The following is a 14,952-nucleotide window of genomic DNA, read 5'->3' on the forward strand; positions in this document are numbered from 1 at the left end:
AGCACGGCAGTTAACACTGGGGTGCGAGGGCAGAACGATGGTGGCGCGGATCAATACTGTCGCCTTTGAAGGCGTTGAGGCACGAGATGTAGGTGTCCAGGTCCAGATTTCGCCCGGCGTCCCGGCTTTCACCATTGTCGGCCTGGGTGACAAGGCAGTTGCTGAAAGCCGCGAACGGGTGCGTGCCGCCCTCACCGCCATTGGTCTGGCTCTGCCGCCCAAGCGCATCACGGTCAATCTGGCACCGGCCGACCTCCCCAAGGAAGGCAGCCACTACGATCTGCCCATCGCCCTTGCCCTGATGACCGCCCTGGGCGTGATCCCGCAGGACGCCATGGACGGGTTGTGTGTGCTGGGCGAGCTTGGTCTGGACGGCACGATTGCGCCGGTCACAGGCGCCCTGCCAGCTGCGATTGCGGCCAACGCCGCTGATCGCGGCCTTGTCTGTCCTGAGGCCTGCGGGCCGGAAGCCGCCTGGGCGGGGGACATTGAGATCATTGCCCCCGCAACGCTTCTTGAATTCGTCAATCACATCAAAGGTGTTCAGGTCCTGCCTGTGCCGCGGCCTGGCACGCCGCCGCAGCTGGGCACGGTACCCGACATGGCGGACATCAAGGGTCAGGAAACCGCCAAGCGCGCCCTCGAAGTGGCCGCCGCCGGGGCCCACAATCTGCTGTTTGTTGGCCCTCCCGGCGCGGGCAAATCCATGTTGGCAAGTCGGTTGCCCGGCATCCTGCCGCCCATGACACCCAAAGAGATGCTTGACGTTGCCATGGTGGCGTCCGTTGCCGGGGTTTTGGAGGGCGGGGCCTTGAGCCCGGAGCGCCCATTCCGCGCGCCGCATCACTCAGCGTCCATGGCCGCCCTTGTGGGCGGCGGCATCAAGGCCAAGCCCGGCGAAGTCTCGCTTGCCCACAATGGCGTGCTGTTTCTCGACGAGTTGGCGGAATTTGCCCGCCCGGTGCTTGATGCCTTGCGCCAACCCCTGGAAACCGGGGCCGCCGTGATCGCCCGGGCCAATCATCATGTGAGTTACCCGGCGCGGGTCCAGCTGGTGGCGGCCATGAACCCCTGCCGCTGCGGCTTTGCCAGTGAGCCTGGCATGGCGTGCGGACGCCTGCCGCGCTGCGCCCAGGACTATCAAACGAGGGTCTCAGGCCCGTTGATGGATCGAATTGACATCCAGCTTGACGTGCCGCCGGTGTCCGCCGCCGACATGCGCCACGGGGTGGCCGGCGAGCCCAGCGCAGCCATCGCGGCACGGATCAAGGCCGCGCGGGATATCCAGACGCAGCGCTATGCGGAGATAACAGACGGACAGACCGTCATGACCAACGCGCAGGCGGACGGTCAGGTTCTGGAAAGAGTTGTTCAATTGGACGCTGCGGGCCTTGATCTGATGGACAAGGCAGCGGAGTCCATGCGCCTGTCCGCGCGCGGCTACGTGCGCGTTTTGCGTGTGGCGCGCACCCTTTGTGATCTTGAAGGTGGTGGTCCCGTCACCCGGGCCCATCTGGCCGAAGCCCTGAGTTTCCGCCGGGCGCCCGCGCAGGCCATTGTTGCTGCGTGAGGCTGGTTGAGTGACCCAATTTAGCAAAAACCGCAGAATTGCTGCGAATTTCGCTCCCAGTTAACGCGATCTTCAGGGGCTCGTGACAATTCTAGGCAGATCATCCGGACGCCGTTTCAGCGGCGGGTTTCAGGAGCTGCCGCCTTATGCCTTTTGGCCTTCCTTCCAGATCCGGCCAAACGCCGACACCCCGGCATATGCCCTCTCGGCGTGTGGTGGCGGCGCGCGCGTGGCTAGGGACGTTGCGGGAAAGAACCAAAGCCTTGATCCGCAAGGCAACGGGCCTGGAAGGCGAGTATCGTGAACTCATGTCCCTGCGCAGCGAAGCGCGCCTGCTGCGCGGGCTGCTGGCCGGTCAGGCAGATATCATTTTTCGCCGCAACACCCGGGGCCAGCTGACTTTCGTCAACGACGTGTTCTGCGACACGTTCGGCGTGACCCGTGAACAGGTATTGGGCCGCCCCTTTGTGCCCCATGTGGACGCAAGCACGGGCGAAGGGCTGCTGGGGAAAGCACCGACCGTCGAGGCCGCTCCGGGGACAGCCGGCGCGCAAAAGTTCCGCATCCGAACCGATCAGCGCATCAAGACCGTCGGCGGCTGGCGGTGGATCGGCTGGGAAGAACTGCCCATCCGCGACGACGATGGCCGCCTGGTGGAAATCCAGTGTGCGGGCCGTGACATCACCGAACGCAAGAATACCGAACGCGACCTCGCCCGCGCCCGCGATGAAGCCGAGCAGGCCAATCAGGCCAAGTCCGCCTTCCTCGCGACCATCAGCCATGAAATCCGCACGCCGATGAACGGCATCATCGGCATCTCGGCCTTGCTGAGCGAAACAACCCTGTCACCGGAACAGGCCAACTATGTGCAGGCCGTGCGGCGTTCAGGCCGTGCCCTGCTTCGCCTGATCGACGACATTCTTGATTTCTCAAAAGTCGAAGCGGGCCATCTGGAGCTTGAGCAGCATCCCTTCTCCCTCGAGGAAATGGCGCAGGGCCTTGCGGAGCTTCTTGCCCCGCGTGCGCAGCAACGCGGCATCAGCCTGTCAACGGTTCTGGACCCCACCTTGCCAACGCAGGTGGTCGGCGATCAGGGCCGCCTGCATCAGGTGTTTGCCAACCTCGTCGGCAACGCCATCAAGTTCACCGACAAGGGGGGCGTTACGCTCGTGCTGCGGCGCGGACAGGCGCCGTCACCGGAGGGCAAGACGGCCATTCTGGAAGCGCAGGTCATCGATACCGGCATCGGTATGGGTGAAGAAGATCAGCGCATCGTGTTTGAAGAATTCCAGCAGGCGCGGGCCGCCGCTGCCCAGCGCCGTGGCGGCACCGGGCTCGGCCTTGCCATTTCGCGCCGCCTCGTCAGCACCATGAGCGGCACCATTGCCCTGAAGAGCGCGCCGGGCCGCGGCACCACTTTCTCGGTGTCCATCCCGATGCCGATTGCCGACGCAGAACCACTTGGGGATGACACAAGCCTCGCGGACACAATCTGTGCCGTGGCCATTGAAGGTCACGAGGCGGAGGCGGTTGCCGAGGTCATTCGTCACCATGGCGGCACGCCCAACATGGTCACCGACACGCTGCCGATACGTGACCAGATTGCTGACGCCGATGTTCTCATTGCCGATGCGGCACTCCTGACCGCAGACGGCATTGAGACATTGCGCGGAACCAATCCCGACCTGCGCATCCTTGCAGCGTCTCTGGCAGGCGACCGGGCGCAGGCGTTGGACGTGACCACGCGTGCTGACGTTCCGGCAGACGGTTATGTTCTGTTGCCCGCGCGCCGCCAGACCCTGATTGCTGTCATCCGTGATGACGCCAGCCTTGGTGATGGTGCTGGCGAGCTTGATGGGTCACCCATCACTGGCGACGACGACCCCGACATACGGGTTCCGGATGGCTCTGCCGGCAGCGGTGAGCCGACCGGCCGCCGGGTGCTGCTGGCAGAAGACAATGACGTCAACGCCTTGTTGACGGTGAGCGTTCTTGAGCGCGACGGCCATGAAGTCATTCGCGTCCTCAATGGACGCGAGGCTGTTGAAGCCCTCAACACCCAGGCCCGGTTCGACATCGTTCTCATGGACATGCATATGCCGGAGATGGACGGCGTCGAAGCAACCCGCGCCCTGCGCGATCATGGCCATGGCGTGCATGTGGTGGCGCTCACTGCCAACGCCTATTCGGAAGATCGCCAGATGTGTCTGGATGCTGGAATGGACGATTATCTTTCCAAACCTGTCGAGCCCGAAGCCCTTCGCGATATCTTGATCAATCTCAAGGCGGTGGATGTCACCGCTGACGAGAGCCTGTCACAAGCGGGCTAACAGCGCTTTTTGCGCCTCGTTGCGAGCGCAACCCATTACCCGCAGCTGGCGCAAATCTCAACAAAACTGACAATAAATTCAATCTGTTAGGCCCCCGGAGCCAACGGTGGTAGAATTGGATTGTCGCGTTTTTACGGGCAATCGCGCCGGTCAAAGTGACACCGTGGCGTCACATTGACGTGGCAATGCCATCACCGGCTTCAGATATTGAGTGTTTTGGTGTCGTTGCCATGCGCGCGCACAGGCTAATAGGGCTGGACAACGGCCCGAATTCTGCTGACAAGCAGACAGCAGCACCGGGCGGGAATAATCACCTCCGGGCGCAACAGGGAGTACCGGGTTTGTTCAAGCAGCTTGCCGTGGCCGGACTGCGCCGAGGATTTGGTGCCGTCAAAGCCCTGCGCTCCCGCTATACCCGCCGCCGACGCATGCGCACGCGCAGCCTGCTGCGGCTGACCCGTGGCTTTGTTGCCCGCAGCCGCTATGGCCATCAGCTTGGTATGTCCCTGCATGCGCGCACGCCCCAGCACGCGCGCACGCCCAAGACACGCCGTGTCTTCTGGGGCTTTGAACCTCGCCACATGCGGCCCTCCCAGAACCCGGCCTTTGCCAAACTCTCCGGCAAGCCCATCAACCGCGCGGCGCGCTACTCGGGAAAATATGGCCCCCCGCCGCGTCCCCTGGCCCGCCGCAAGTCTCTGGAAGTGCGCGTCGCAGAAACAGAAGCCGAAGTCCGCGCTGCCCAGCGCCTGCGCTACAAGGTCTTCTATGAAGAGATGTCCGCTCAGGCCAGCCCGCGCATGGCTGCGGAACGACGCGACTTTGATCATTTCGATGCCTTTGCCGACCACCTGCTGGTGATCGACCACTCCCGCATCCCCGAGGACTACTCAGGCCGCGGTGTTCCCGAAGATGCCATCGTCGGCACCTACCGGCTGATGCGCCAGGAAGTGGCAGAGGCTCATGGCGGGTTTTACACCGCCAATGAGTTCGACATCGAGCCATGGGTGACTGCTGCTGGACCCGACACCCGCTTCCTGGAGCTTGGCCGGTCCTGCGTGCATATCGACCATCGCTCGCGGCCGACGCTGGAGCTCATGTGGCATGCCATCATCAGCTATCTGGTGCATTACGAACTCGACATCATGTTTGGCTGCGCAAGCCTTGAGGGCACCAACCCGGATGAGCTCGCGCTGCCCCTGTCCTTCATGCACCACTACTGCCGCGGCGATGTGGAAACCACCCCGCCTGTGCGGGCCCGCGACGAACTGTTCGTCGACATGAACCGCATGCCCAAGGACGACGTCGAAGCCAAAAAAGGCCTGCGGGCCCTGCCGCCTCTCATCAAGGGCTATCTGCGGGCCGGCGCCACCATCGGCGACGGCGCGGTGGTGGATGAGCAGTTCGGCACCACCGACGTGCTCATCGTTTTCCCGGCCAACCAGATCAGCGACCGCTACCGCGACAAGTTCGGCAAGGGCGACATGCGGGACGAAAAGCCTGCGGCGGCGCAAAGCGCCTGATCGTCGCCTAGGTATCGAGGCCGTATGCCGCGATCGCTGCCAGGTTCACGAGATCTGACACCGCGGCACCCATGGGTGCGATCTGTACCGACTTTTCAAGACCAACCAGCAATGGCCCGATGATCGACGCGCCGCCCAGCTCTGACAGCATCTTGGTGGAAATCGAGGCTGAGTGAATGGCCGGCATCACCAGCACATTTGCAGGCTCGGTCAGGCGGCAGAACGGATACATGCTCATGGCATCGCGGTTGAGCGCGACGTCCGCAGACATTTCACCGTCATACTCAAAGTCACGCTGCTTCTGGTCCAGGATCTCCACCGCTTCACGCACCCGTTCGGAGCGTTCGCCCATCGGGTGACCGAATGTGGAGTAGGCCAGCAGGGCCACGCGCGGCTCATAGCCAAGGCGGCGCGCAACATCCGCACTCTCGATGGCAATGTCTGCCAACTCCTGCGCCGTCGGCATATCATGCACATTGGTGTCGGCCACAAGCACGGTGCGCCCGCGGGCAACCACCATGGACATGCCCATGGCCCGCTTGCCCGGCGCATCATCGATGACGCGACGCACATCACCAAGCGCAACGGAGTAAGAGCGCGTCACACCCGTGATAAGCGCGTCCGCATCACCGGCAGAGACCATGGAGGCTGCAAAGATGTTGCGGTCATTGAACACCATGCGCGTACAGTCACGCGCGAGATAGCCGCGCCGCTGCAGCTTGTCATAGAGCGCATCCGCATAGTCCGGCGCTGCATCAGATGTGCGCTGGTTGATGATCTCGATGCCTGCCGCGTCTTCAAGCCCTACATCTTTCATCTGTCCACGGATTATTTCTTCGCGACCCAGCAGGATGGGGGTGCCCAGGCCCTGGTCGCGGAACGCGATGGCCGCGCGCACCACCTTGCTTTCTTCGCCTTCCGCAAACACAACGCGCTTTGGTTCGCGGCGCACACGCTCGACAATAAAGCCAAGCGACGCCGCCGTTGGGTCAAGGCGCACGGTCAGCTCATGGATGTAGCTTTCCATGTCGATGATCGGACGCTGCGCAACACCGGATTCCATGGCCGCTTTTGCAACCGCTGTTGGCACCGTCGTGATGAGACGCGGATCAAACGGCACGGGAATGATGTAGTCCTTGCCGTAGCGCGGACGCATGCCGTGATAGGCGGCAGCCACTTCGTCCGGCACGTCTTCGCGCGCCAGGGTGGCTAGTGCTTCCGCCGCAGCAATCTTCATGGCGTCATTGATGGTGGACGCGCGCACATCCAGTGCACCACGGAAAATGTAAGGGAAGCCCAGAACATTGTTCACCTGGTTGGGATAGTCCGACCGGCCCGTCGCCATGATGACGTCATCGCGCACTTCATGGGCTTCTTCCGGTGTAATCTCCGGGTCCGGGTTGGCCATGGCAAAAATGATCGGGCTGGGGGCCATGGAGGCAACCATGTCCGGCGTCAGGGCGCCTTTGACGGATACGCCAAAGAACGCATCGGCACCGTCCATGGCTTCTTCAAGAGTGCGCTTGTCCGTGGGCGCCGCGTGCGCTGACTTCCACTGGTTCATGCCCTCCTGGCGGCCCTGATAGATCACGCCTTTGGTGTCACACAAAAGCGCGTTTTCGGTTTTGACGCCCATGGCCTTGACGAGCTCGAGGCAGGCAATGCCCGCCGAGCCTGCGCCGTTGACCACAAGCTTCATGTCTTCAAATTTGCGGCCGGTCAGATGGCACGCATTGATCAGGCCAGCGGCTGCGATGATGGCGGTGCCGTGCTGGTCGTCATGGAACACCGGAATGTCCATGAGTTCACGCAGGCGCTCTTCCACCATGAAGCACTCAGGCGCCTTGATGTCTTCCAGGTTGATGCCCCCGAAAGACGGCCCCAGATAGCGCACCGCATTGATGAAGTCGTCCGCGTCGTCTGTGTCGACTTCAAGGTCGATCGAATCCACATCCGCAAACCGCTTGAAAAGAACCGCCTTGCCTTCCATCACCGGCTTGGAGGCGAGCGCCCCCAGGTTGCCCAGGCCCAGAATGGCCGTGCCATTGGAGATCACGGCAACAAGGTTGCCCTTGGCGGTGTAGTCGTAGGCGGTCGCGGGGTTGTCAGCTATGGCGCGCACGGGCGCGGCCACGCCGGGCGAATAGGCCAGCGACAGGTCGCGTTGGCTGGCCATCGGCTTGGTCGGCGTGATTTCTAGCTTGCCCGGACGGCCTTCTGAGTGAAACAGCAGGGCTTCTTCGTCTGTGTAGCGGCGGCGGCCGCCGGAGCCTTCGGTCATGGGTTGGAAGCCTTGTGTTGGAGGCCGCGCCAATGCTGGCAGCGGACGCGGAAATCAGTGTTGTTTGACGCAGGGGCAGCAAAGGATGGGAGCCATCCACACATGTGCCGGGGCAGGTGGTGTAGCCGAGGGGTGAAGCTATAGGCAAGCCCGCCTCACGCCACAAGCGTTACACCCCTCACATCCGGTCAAATATGCGCCGATCCACACGTGACACAGGCTCGCAGTCGGGCTCGCAGTCGGGCCCGCCGCCTGATAGTCTCCGCCGGCTATGACCCCGCCCGTAATCAAAGAAACAGCGCCTGCTGCCCCGCTCAAATCAGAGCCGGTTAAGCAGGGCGTGCCTGCATCAAAGTCCCAAGCCACCCCCCAAGCCACGCCCATGATGGCGCAATATATGGAGATCAAGCAGGCCCATGAGGACTGCGTCCTGTTCTATCGGATGGGCGATTTCTATGAGCTGTTCTTTGACGATGCGGTCAAGGCGTCAGCGGCGCTCGACATTGCGCTGACCAAGCGCGGCAAGCATCTGGGCGCGGATATCCCCATGTGCGGTGTGCCGGTGCATGCAGCAGACGCCTATCTTTCCCGGCTGATCCGCAAGGGGTTCAGGGTCGCGGTCTGTGAACAGACAGAAGATCCTGCAGAAGCCAAGAAACGCGGCTCCAAATCCGTGGTCGCCCGGGCCGTGGTGCGGATCGTCACGCCGGGCACGCTGACGGAAGACGCCCTGCTGGATGCCCGTGATACAAATCTGCTGGCAGCCCTGGCCCGGGTGCGGGCGGATGGCAGCCAGACACTGGGTTTGGCCTATGCGGATGTCTCCACCGGCTCCTTCCATGTGGAGGCGGTTGAAGCCAATGCCCTGGCGGCAGCGCTGGCCCGCCTGAGCCCCAGCGAACTTGTGATGCATGACGGGCTGCTGGCCGACGAGCTTATCGCCGACGCCATTCAGGGCGTGGGAACGCCGCTGACGCCCCTGCGCGCCTCGGCCTTTGACAGCGACAATGCCCGCCGCCGCCTTGAAACGCTGTTCGGCGTCAAAGCCCTTGATGGTTTTGGTGACTTCAGCCGGGCGGAAATCGCCGCTGCCGGTGCGCTGGTGGACTATGTGACGCTGACACAGGCAGGCGCGGCACCCGCCCTGTCGCCTCCCAAAACCACCAGCGAGCAGGGGTTGATGGCGATTGATGCCGCCACCCGCCAGAGCCTCGAGCTGACCCGCGGGCCTGAGGGTGGCCGCGACGGCAGCCTTCTTGCCATCATGGATGCAACTGTGACAGCCGCAGGCGCGCGCGCCCTCAAGCAGCGTGTGGCCGCGCCTCTCGCAGACCCGGCCCCAATCAACAAGCGCCTGGCGGCTGTGACGCTGTTTGCCGAGCAGACCCGGCTGCGGGGCGATATGCGCGACTGCCTGCGCGGCGTGCCTGATCTGGAGCGCGCCTTGTCCCGGCTGGCCCTGGGCCGTGGTGGCCCGCGTGATCTGGGCGCGGTGGCTGCCGCCATCAAGGGCGGCGCGGACGTTGCCGCATTGCTGGACCCACAGGCGGGCAGGGCGCCCGACTTTCCGCCCCTGCCCGAAGATGTCAGCGCGGCGGCAACGCGTCTGGAGACAACCCGGACCGGATCAGCCTCGGCGCTGGGCGTCCTGCTGGGCCGGGCGCTGGTCGAGGAGCCGCCCCTGCTGGTCCGTGATGGCGGGTTCATCGCACCGGGCTATGACGCGGACCTCGATGAGCTGATTTCCCTGCGCGACGGCAGCCGCAAGGTGATTGCCGGGCTGGAAGCGCAATATCGCGACCAGACCGGCATCAAGACCCTCAAAGTGCGCCACAACAATGTGCTGGGCTATTTCATCGAGGTGTCTGCCACCCAGGCCGACCGAATGATGGACGGCGAGTTGCAGGAAACCTTCCGCCATCGCCAGACCCTCGCCAATGCCATGCGGTTTTCAACCGTTGAGCTCGCAGAGCTGGACGCCAAGGTCTCCCGCGCCGGCGATGGCGCGATTGGCCGCGAAAAAGAGCTGTTCGATCAGCTCGCGGCTGAAATCAAGGCGATCCCCGACCTGCCGGACATCGCATCTGCTCTGGCAGAGCTTGATGTGGCGGCAGCGCTGGCGGACGCAGCACAGGGCAATAACTGGGCGCGCCCCAAGATAGACAATTCACTTGCCTTTCACATTGATGCCGGGCGGCATCCGGTGGTTGAGGCTGCGCTCAAGCGCCAGGGCAACGGGGCGTTCATTCCCAATGACTGCAATCTGTCCGGTGAGGGTGCAATCGACGAAAAAACCGGTGAGCCCGCACGGCCTGTCTGGCTGCTCACAGGCCCCAATATGGCCGGTAAATCGACATTTCTGCGCCAGAACGCATTGATTGCGGTGATGGCCCAGGCGGGCAGCTTCGTGCCCGCGGCAGCAGCCCATATCGGCGTTGTGGACCGGCTGTTTTCCCGCGTCGGTGCGTCTGACGACCTGGCCCGGGGACGGTCCACATTCATGGTCGAGATGGTGGAAACCGCCGCCATTCTCAACCGCGCGACTGACAAATCGCTTGTCATACTGGACGAGATTGGCCGGGGCACCGCCACCTATGACGGGCTTTCGATTGCCTGGGCGACGCTGGAACATTTGCACGAGGTCAATCGCGCCCGCACGCTCTTTGCCACCCACTATCATGAGTTGACAGCGCTCACCTCAACGCTGGACCGGTTGGCCAACGCCACCATGCGGGTGGCCGAGCACGGTCAGGACATCGTGTTCCTGCATGAGGTTGCCCCGGGCGCAGCTGATCGCTCCTACGGCATCCATGTGGCCCGGCTGGCCGGGTTGCCGGACGCGGCGCTGTCGCGGGCCGAAGAGGTCCTCAAGGCTCTCGAAGAGGGTGACACCGGCGGGGCGTCCAAAGGCGACCTTGCAGCAGACCTGCCCCTGTTTGCCGCAGCCCCGCGTCCAAAATCCGCCGGGCATGCCCCATCGGGACCAGACCCCATCCGCGACGCCCTGAGCGAAGCAGCCCCCGACGAAATGACTCCGCGCGACGCGTTGGACCTGATCTATGCGCTCAGGCGCAAGCTGAGCGACGATTAATCCTGACCCGGACGAAATCTGCCAGGCAACGCCTTTTCAAGGCGTTACATGGTTAATCCTCACATTTGAGTCGAAGACCTATAAAACATGAAAAAGGCCGGGCAGCGTTCCGAGGAACATGGTCCCTCTCCTGCTGCCCGGCCCAATCCATGGCCATAATGTCAGCGGCTTAGCTGGAAGGCGGATTCGCGATCGGCTGCATACCGCCTGCTGGCGCTGCAGCAGGTGCTGCGTCCGCGTCGGCTTCGGCAGGGGCCGGAGCCTCTGGTGCGGCTTCTGCAGCGGGTGCCTCAGGCACAAGTGTTACGGTGATGGTGTCATCATATTTGCTGTTGGCGCCGGTAGAGGCGTCAATCACGACCCCAATGAGGCCACCGGCAATGGCATTGCCAAATGTGGCAGCGGCCAGATCTGATTCAAGTATGCCACGGGTTTCCTTGAAGCCCTCTTTGTTGCACACAACCGTCAGGTCAGCGCTGGACTTGTCCACCGTGACGCGGCCTGGCGTCTTGTTTACTTTGGCGATCGTCACGCCATTTTTCTGCACGGTGCATTCAGCCTCACTTGGAACAGAGGCCAGTGTGATATCCTGATCTGTACCTTCGATAATTGTTGAACAGCCCGCCGCGGCAAACGCGATAAGCCCGATAGCAAGTCCTGTACGAATGGCCATATGGCCCCCCTCTTTTATGGTCAGCGTCCGCAAAATACACGTAACGCTCGCGCAGCGTTGTATGCTTTGAAGTCTGTTACAATGAACAATCGGTCCGAATACCGCGCATTTCCGACGCAAACGAGCTATATGTGGCGTAATGAACACAATTAAGAAGTCAGCATCCGTCGCCGTCACACTTTCTCCCGCAAAGATTGTGGACGCAGACGCACTGCGCGTTGCCCTGACCGCATCGTTCCGTGCGCACGCGGGCAATGAGATGGAACAGCGCGCCGCTGTTCTGGAGTTGCTGAAAACAACCATGGCCGATGGCCGCGCCGTCATACGCGAGGCGCTGGAAGCCGGCATGAAGGGCATCATGACCGCCCAGAGCCTTTGCTACCTGCAGGATGTCATCATCCAGGCGCTCTACGACTATTGTCGCGTCCACGCCTTTCCGTCTGCACACCACACCGAAGCAGAGAACATCTGCATCGTGGCTGTGGGTGGCTATGGACGCGGTACACTGGCACCCCAGTCTGACATCGACCTGCTGTTCGTGCTGCCGCACAAGCAGACGCCCTGGGGCGAGAGCGTTGTGGAATACATGCTCTACATGCTGTGGGATCTGGGCCTCAAGGTCGGCCATGCCACCCGCTCCGTAAACGAGTGCATCCGCCTGTCGCGCGAAGACATCACCATCCGCACCACCATTCTTGAGGCGCGTTATCTATGGGGCCATGAGCCTCTGTTCGACGACCTGATGGACGCGTTCTGGAACCAGCTGGTGCCCGGCACCGGCCGTGAGTTTGTGCGTATGAAGCTCGAAGAGCGCGATGAGCGCCACGCCCGCGCCGGCCAGTCGCGCTATCTGGTGGAACCCAACATCAAGGAGAGCAAGGGCGGTCTGCGCGACCTGCAGACGCTCTTTTGGATCGGCAAATATCTCTACGGCGTGCAGGACCCGCGTGATCTTGTGAAGAAAGGCGTGTTCCGCGCGTCGGAAATGCGCACCTTCATGAAGGCGGACGAATTTCTGTGGGCTGTGCGCTGTCATCTGCACTTCGTCACCGGCCGTCCTGAAGACCGTTTGAGCTTCGACATCCAGATCGAGATGGCCAGGCGCCTTGGCTACACCAGCCACGGCGGCATGAAGGACGTTGAGCGCTTCATGAAGCATTACTTCCTCGTGGCCAAGGATGTAGGCGATCTCACCCGCATCTTCTGCGCCACCCTGGAAGACCAGCAGCGCAAGGCAGCCCCAGCATCAAGTGCTGCCAACAGCCTGCGCAACAAGCTGGCCCCCTTGATGGAAGCCGTGGGCTTCGGCGCCAAAGTACGCCGGGGCGCCGCGCCGCTGCCGCCGGGCTTCGTGCTTGATGGTGCGCGCATTAATGCGGATACGGAGGATCTGTTCTCCAGTGATCCCGTCAACATCATCCGGCTTTTCCACGCTGCTGAAATGAACGGCACGCATATTCATCCAGATGCCCTGCGCCTTGTGCGCCGGTCGCTCAAGCTGGTGGATGCAAGCCTGCGCAAGAACGACGAAGCCAACCGGCTGTTCTGCGAAATCCTGGTGTCAGAGCACACGCCGGACATTGCCCTGCGCCGCATGAACGAAGCCGGCGTGCTGGGCCGCTTCGTGCTCGACTTTGGCCGCATCGTCGCGCTGATGCAGTTCAACATGTATCACCACTACACCGCCGACGAGCATTTGATCTACGCGATCCATATTCTCTCCGGCATTGAAAAAGGCGTTGATGCCGACCAGCACAAGCTGGCGAATGACCTGATGCAGAAAGTGCAGTCGCGCAAGGTGATCTATCTCGCCATGTTCCTGCATGACATCGCCAAGGGCCGCCCGGAGGACCACTCGGTGGCCGGTGCGAAGATCGCCCGCAAACTTGGTCCCCGCCTGGGGTTGACGCCGGCGGAGACCGATACCGTCGAGTGGCTGGTGCTGGAACATTTGATCATGTCCGACGTCGCCCAGACCCGGGACATCTCCGATCCGCGCACGGTGAAGGACTTTGCCGACAAAGTGCAAAGCCCTGAGCGCCTGAAGCTGCTGACCATCCTCACGACTGCGGACATCAAGGCCGTGGGCCCCGGCGTGTGGAACGGCTGGAAGGCGCAGCTGATCGAGCAGCTCTATGATGAAACGCTGCCGCTCCTGTCCGGCAAGAACAAGGCCCTGAGCCGCACCAACCGCGTGGATGCCGCCAAGGACGTCTTCCGTACACGGATGGCTGATCTGGGTACCCAGACAGTCGAGGCTCTGATCGAGCGCCAGACCCCCAGCTACTGGCTGGTGGTGGACCCGGATACCCAGGAGCGTCATGCAAGGCTGATGGCCGGTGCGGACGAAACCGCCGGCCCGGAAAGCGTGCTTGAAATCGGCGTCACGCCGCTGCCGGACAATGAAGCCACCGAGATCACTGTGCTGACACCGGACCATGCGGGTCTCTTCTCGCGCATCGCAGGCGCTGTGGACATGACCGGCGCCAACATCGTTGACGCCAAGATTTTCACCACGACCGACGGCATGGCGTTGGATACCTTCTGGGTCCAGTCAGACAATTCCAAGGTGGTGGATGAAGAGCGCCGGGTGGCGCGTCTGAAAGAGCTGATCGAGAAAAACCTGCGCGGCGAGACGCTGCCCAAGGACACCATCGCCCGCGAGCGCAAGCGCACCCGCCGCCAGCAGGCGTTTGAAATCGAGCCACAGGTCATCATCGACAATACAGCGTCTGAACGCTTCACGCTGATTGAAGTGAACGCGCTGGACCGTCCGGGTATCCTCTATGACCTGACCCGCGCCCTGTTCCACCTGAACCTCACCATCACGTCAGCCCACATCGCCACCTACGGCGAGCGCATTGTTGACGTGTTCTATGTGAAGGATGTCACCGGCGGCAAAGTCGTCCAGGACGGCAAGAAGGAAGCGGTCACTTCGGGCCTCATCTCAGCCATCAACTCCCGCCTCAGCCCACAGCCCAAGGACGTGAAAGACCGCGTCAAAAAACGCACCGAACGCCGCGAAGCCGCCCGCGAAACGGGCAAGAAGGCACGTGCGGCGCGGACGAAGCGGCTCAAGGGGGCGGCGGAGTAATTCTGCGTTCTAAAAGTGTGTCTTACTGGACTCACCACGTCATGAGTATTTCTCATCACCATGAATTATATTCATATTGTCCTCGACAAAGTCCTGCCCCTGATTCAAGTTCAGAAACTGTGGTGGCCGCTGCCACTCATTGCGTTAGACCTGCAATGTGAGCTTCAACTTCAAATTAGAAGTTGAAGCTCAGTTGTATCGGGCGAGATCGAAAATGCGAGCACACATGCTCCATTCGACCGCACCTGAACCGGGTGTAAGCGTGGACAAATACGTCCTTCACACGCGATTTCATACAACCTCCTTCGGTTAGGGCCAGCCTCAGGCTGGCTCTGTTGAGACGCTCGTCGCCCCGCCGCGAGAGGGCAAAGAACGGCGTTCCGAAGGTGA

The 14,952-nt window shown here is 62.2% G+C and carries 7 protein-coding genes; 5 read left to right on the forward strand and 2 right to left on the reverse strand.

The window, feature by feature from the left end; all coding sequences use genetic code 11:
* Nucleotides 1-37 precede the first annotated feature (37 nt).
* The 3 genes from BN1012_RS16050 (at nucleotide 38) to olsB (ending at nucleotide 5,423) form a co-directional block, all read left to right on the forward strand.
* Nucleotides 38-1,570 carry a YifB family Mg chelatase-like AAA ATPase gene (locus BN1012_RS16050; protein ID WP_043950364.1) on the forward strand — a complete coding sequence of 511 codons (1,533 nt, stop codon included), beginning with the start codon at nucleotides 38-40 and terminating at the stop codon, nucleotides 1,568-1,570.
* 263 nt (nucleotides 1,571-1,833) lie between these two features.
* Nucleotides 1,834-3,900 carry a PAS domain-containing hybrid sensor histidine kinase/response regulator gene (locus BN1012_RS16055; protein ID WP_171815997.1) on the forward strand — a complete coding sequence of 689 codons (2,067 nt, stop codon included), beginning with the start codon at nucleotides 1,834-1,836 and terminating at the stop codon, nucleotides 3,898-3,900.
* A 341-nt stretch (nucleotides 3,901-4,241) separates the two neighbouring features.
* Nucleotides 4,242-5,423 carry a l-ornithine N(alpha)-acyltransferase gene (gene olsB / locus BN1012_RS16060; RefSeq protein ID WP_244442917.1) on the forward strand — a complete coding sequence of 394 codons (1,182 nt, stop codon included), beginning with the start codon at nucleotides 4,242-4,244 and terminating at the stop codon, nucleotides 5,421-5,423.
* Between the two features lie 7 nt (nucleotides 5,424-5,430).
* Here the strand turns inward: olsB and BN1012_RS16065 are convergent, their stop codons facing one another.
* On the reverse strand, nucleotides 5,431-7,704 hold the full coding sequence (locus BN1012_RS16065) for an NADP-dependent malic enzyme (protein WP_043950365.1): 2,274 nt from the start codon (nucleotides 7,702-7,704) through the stop codon (nucleotides 5,431-5,433).
* 271 nt (nucleotides 7,705-7,975) lie between these two features.
* Between BN1012_RS16065 and mutS the strand changes: the two genes are divergently transcribed.
* Nucleotides 7,976-10,795 (forward strand): DNA mismatch repair protein MutS, encoded by a 2,820-nt coding sequence (mutS, locus tag BN1012_RS16070; protein WP_081826466.1) that lies wholly within the window; start codon nucleotides 7,976-7,978, stop codon nucleotides 10,793-10,795.
* Nucleotides 10,796-10,964: 169 nt separating this feature from the next.
* On the opposite strand, the gene BN1012_RS16075 is transcribed toward mutS, so the two are convergent.
* Complete coding sequence (locus tag BN1012_RS16075; protein WP_043950366.1) at nucleotides 10,965-11,468, reverse strand: hypothetical protein; 504 nt, start codon at nucleotides 11,466-11,468, stop codon at nucleotides 10,965-10,967.
* A 139-nt stretch (nucleotides 11,469-11,607) separates the two neighbouring features.
* On the opposite strand from BN1012_RS16075, the gene BN1012_RS16080 reads away from it, so the two are divergent.
* The gene (locus tag BN1012_RS16080) at nucleotides 11,608-14,562 is read left to right on the forward strand and encodes a [protein-PII] uridylyltransferase (protein WP_063958511.1); all 2,955 of its coding nucleotides are present in this window, start codon (nucleotides 11,608-11,610) and stop codon (nucleotides 14,560-14,562) included.
* Nucleotides 14,563-14,952 lie beyond the last annotated feature (390 nt).

This window comes from Candidatus Phaeomarinobacter ectocarpi (genome assembly GCF_000689395.1).
GTDB lineage: Bacteria > Pseudomonadota > Alphaproteobacteria > CGMCC-115125 > CGMCC-115125 > Pyruvatibacter > Pyruvatibacter ectocarpi.

What these genes read in the sequence shown, in the direction of transcription:
- BN1012_RS16075 (WP_043950366.1), bottom strand. Translation starts at nt 11,468, where the DNA reads ATGGCCATTCGTACAGGACTTGCTATCGGGCTTATCGCGTTTGCCGCG.
- mutS (WP_081826466.1), top strand. Translation starts at nt 7,976, where the DNA reads ATGACCCCGCCCGTAATCAAAGAAACAGCGCCTGCTGCCCCGCTCAAA.
- BN1012_RS16080 (WP_063958511.1), top strand. Translation starts at nt 11,608, where the DNA reads ATGAACACAATTAAGAAGTCAGCATCCGTCGCCGTCACACTTTCTCCC.
- BN1012_RS16065 (WP_043950365.1), bottom strand. Translation starts at nt 7,704, where the DNA reads ATGACCGAAGGCTCCGGCGGCCGCCGCCGCTACACAGACGAAGAAGCC.
- BN1012_RS16050 (WP_043950364.1), top strand. Translation starts at nt 38, where the DNA reads ATGGTGGCGCGGATCAATACTGTCGCCTTTGAAGGCGTTGAGGCACGA.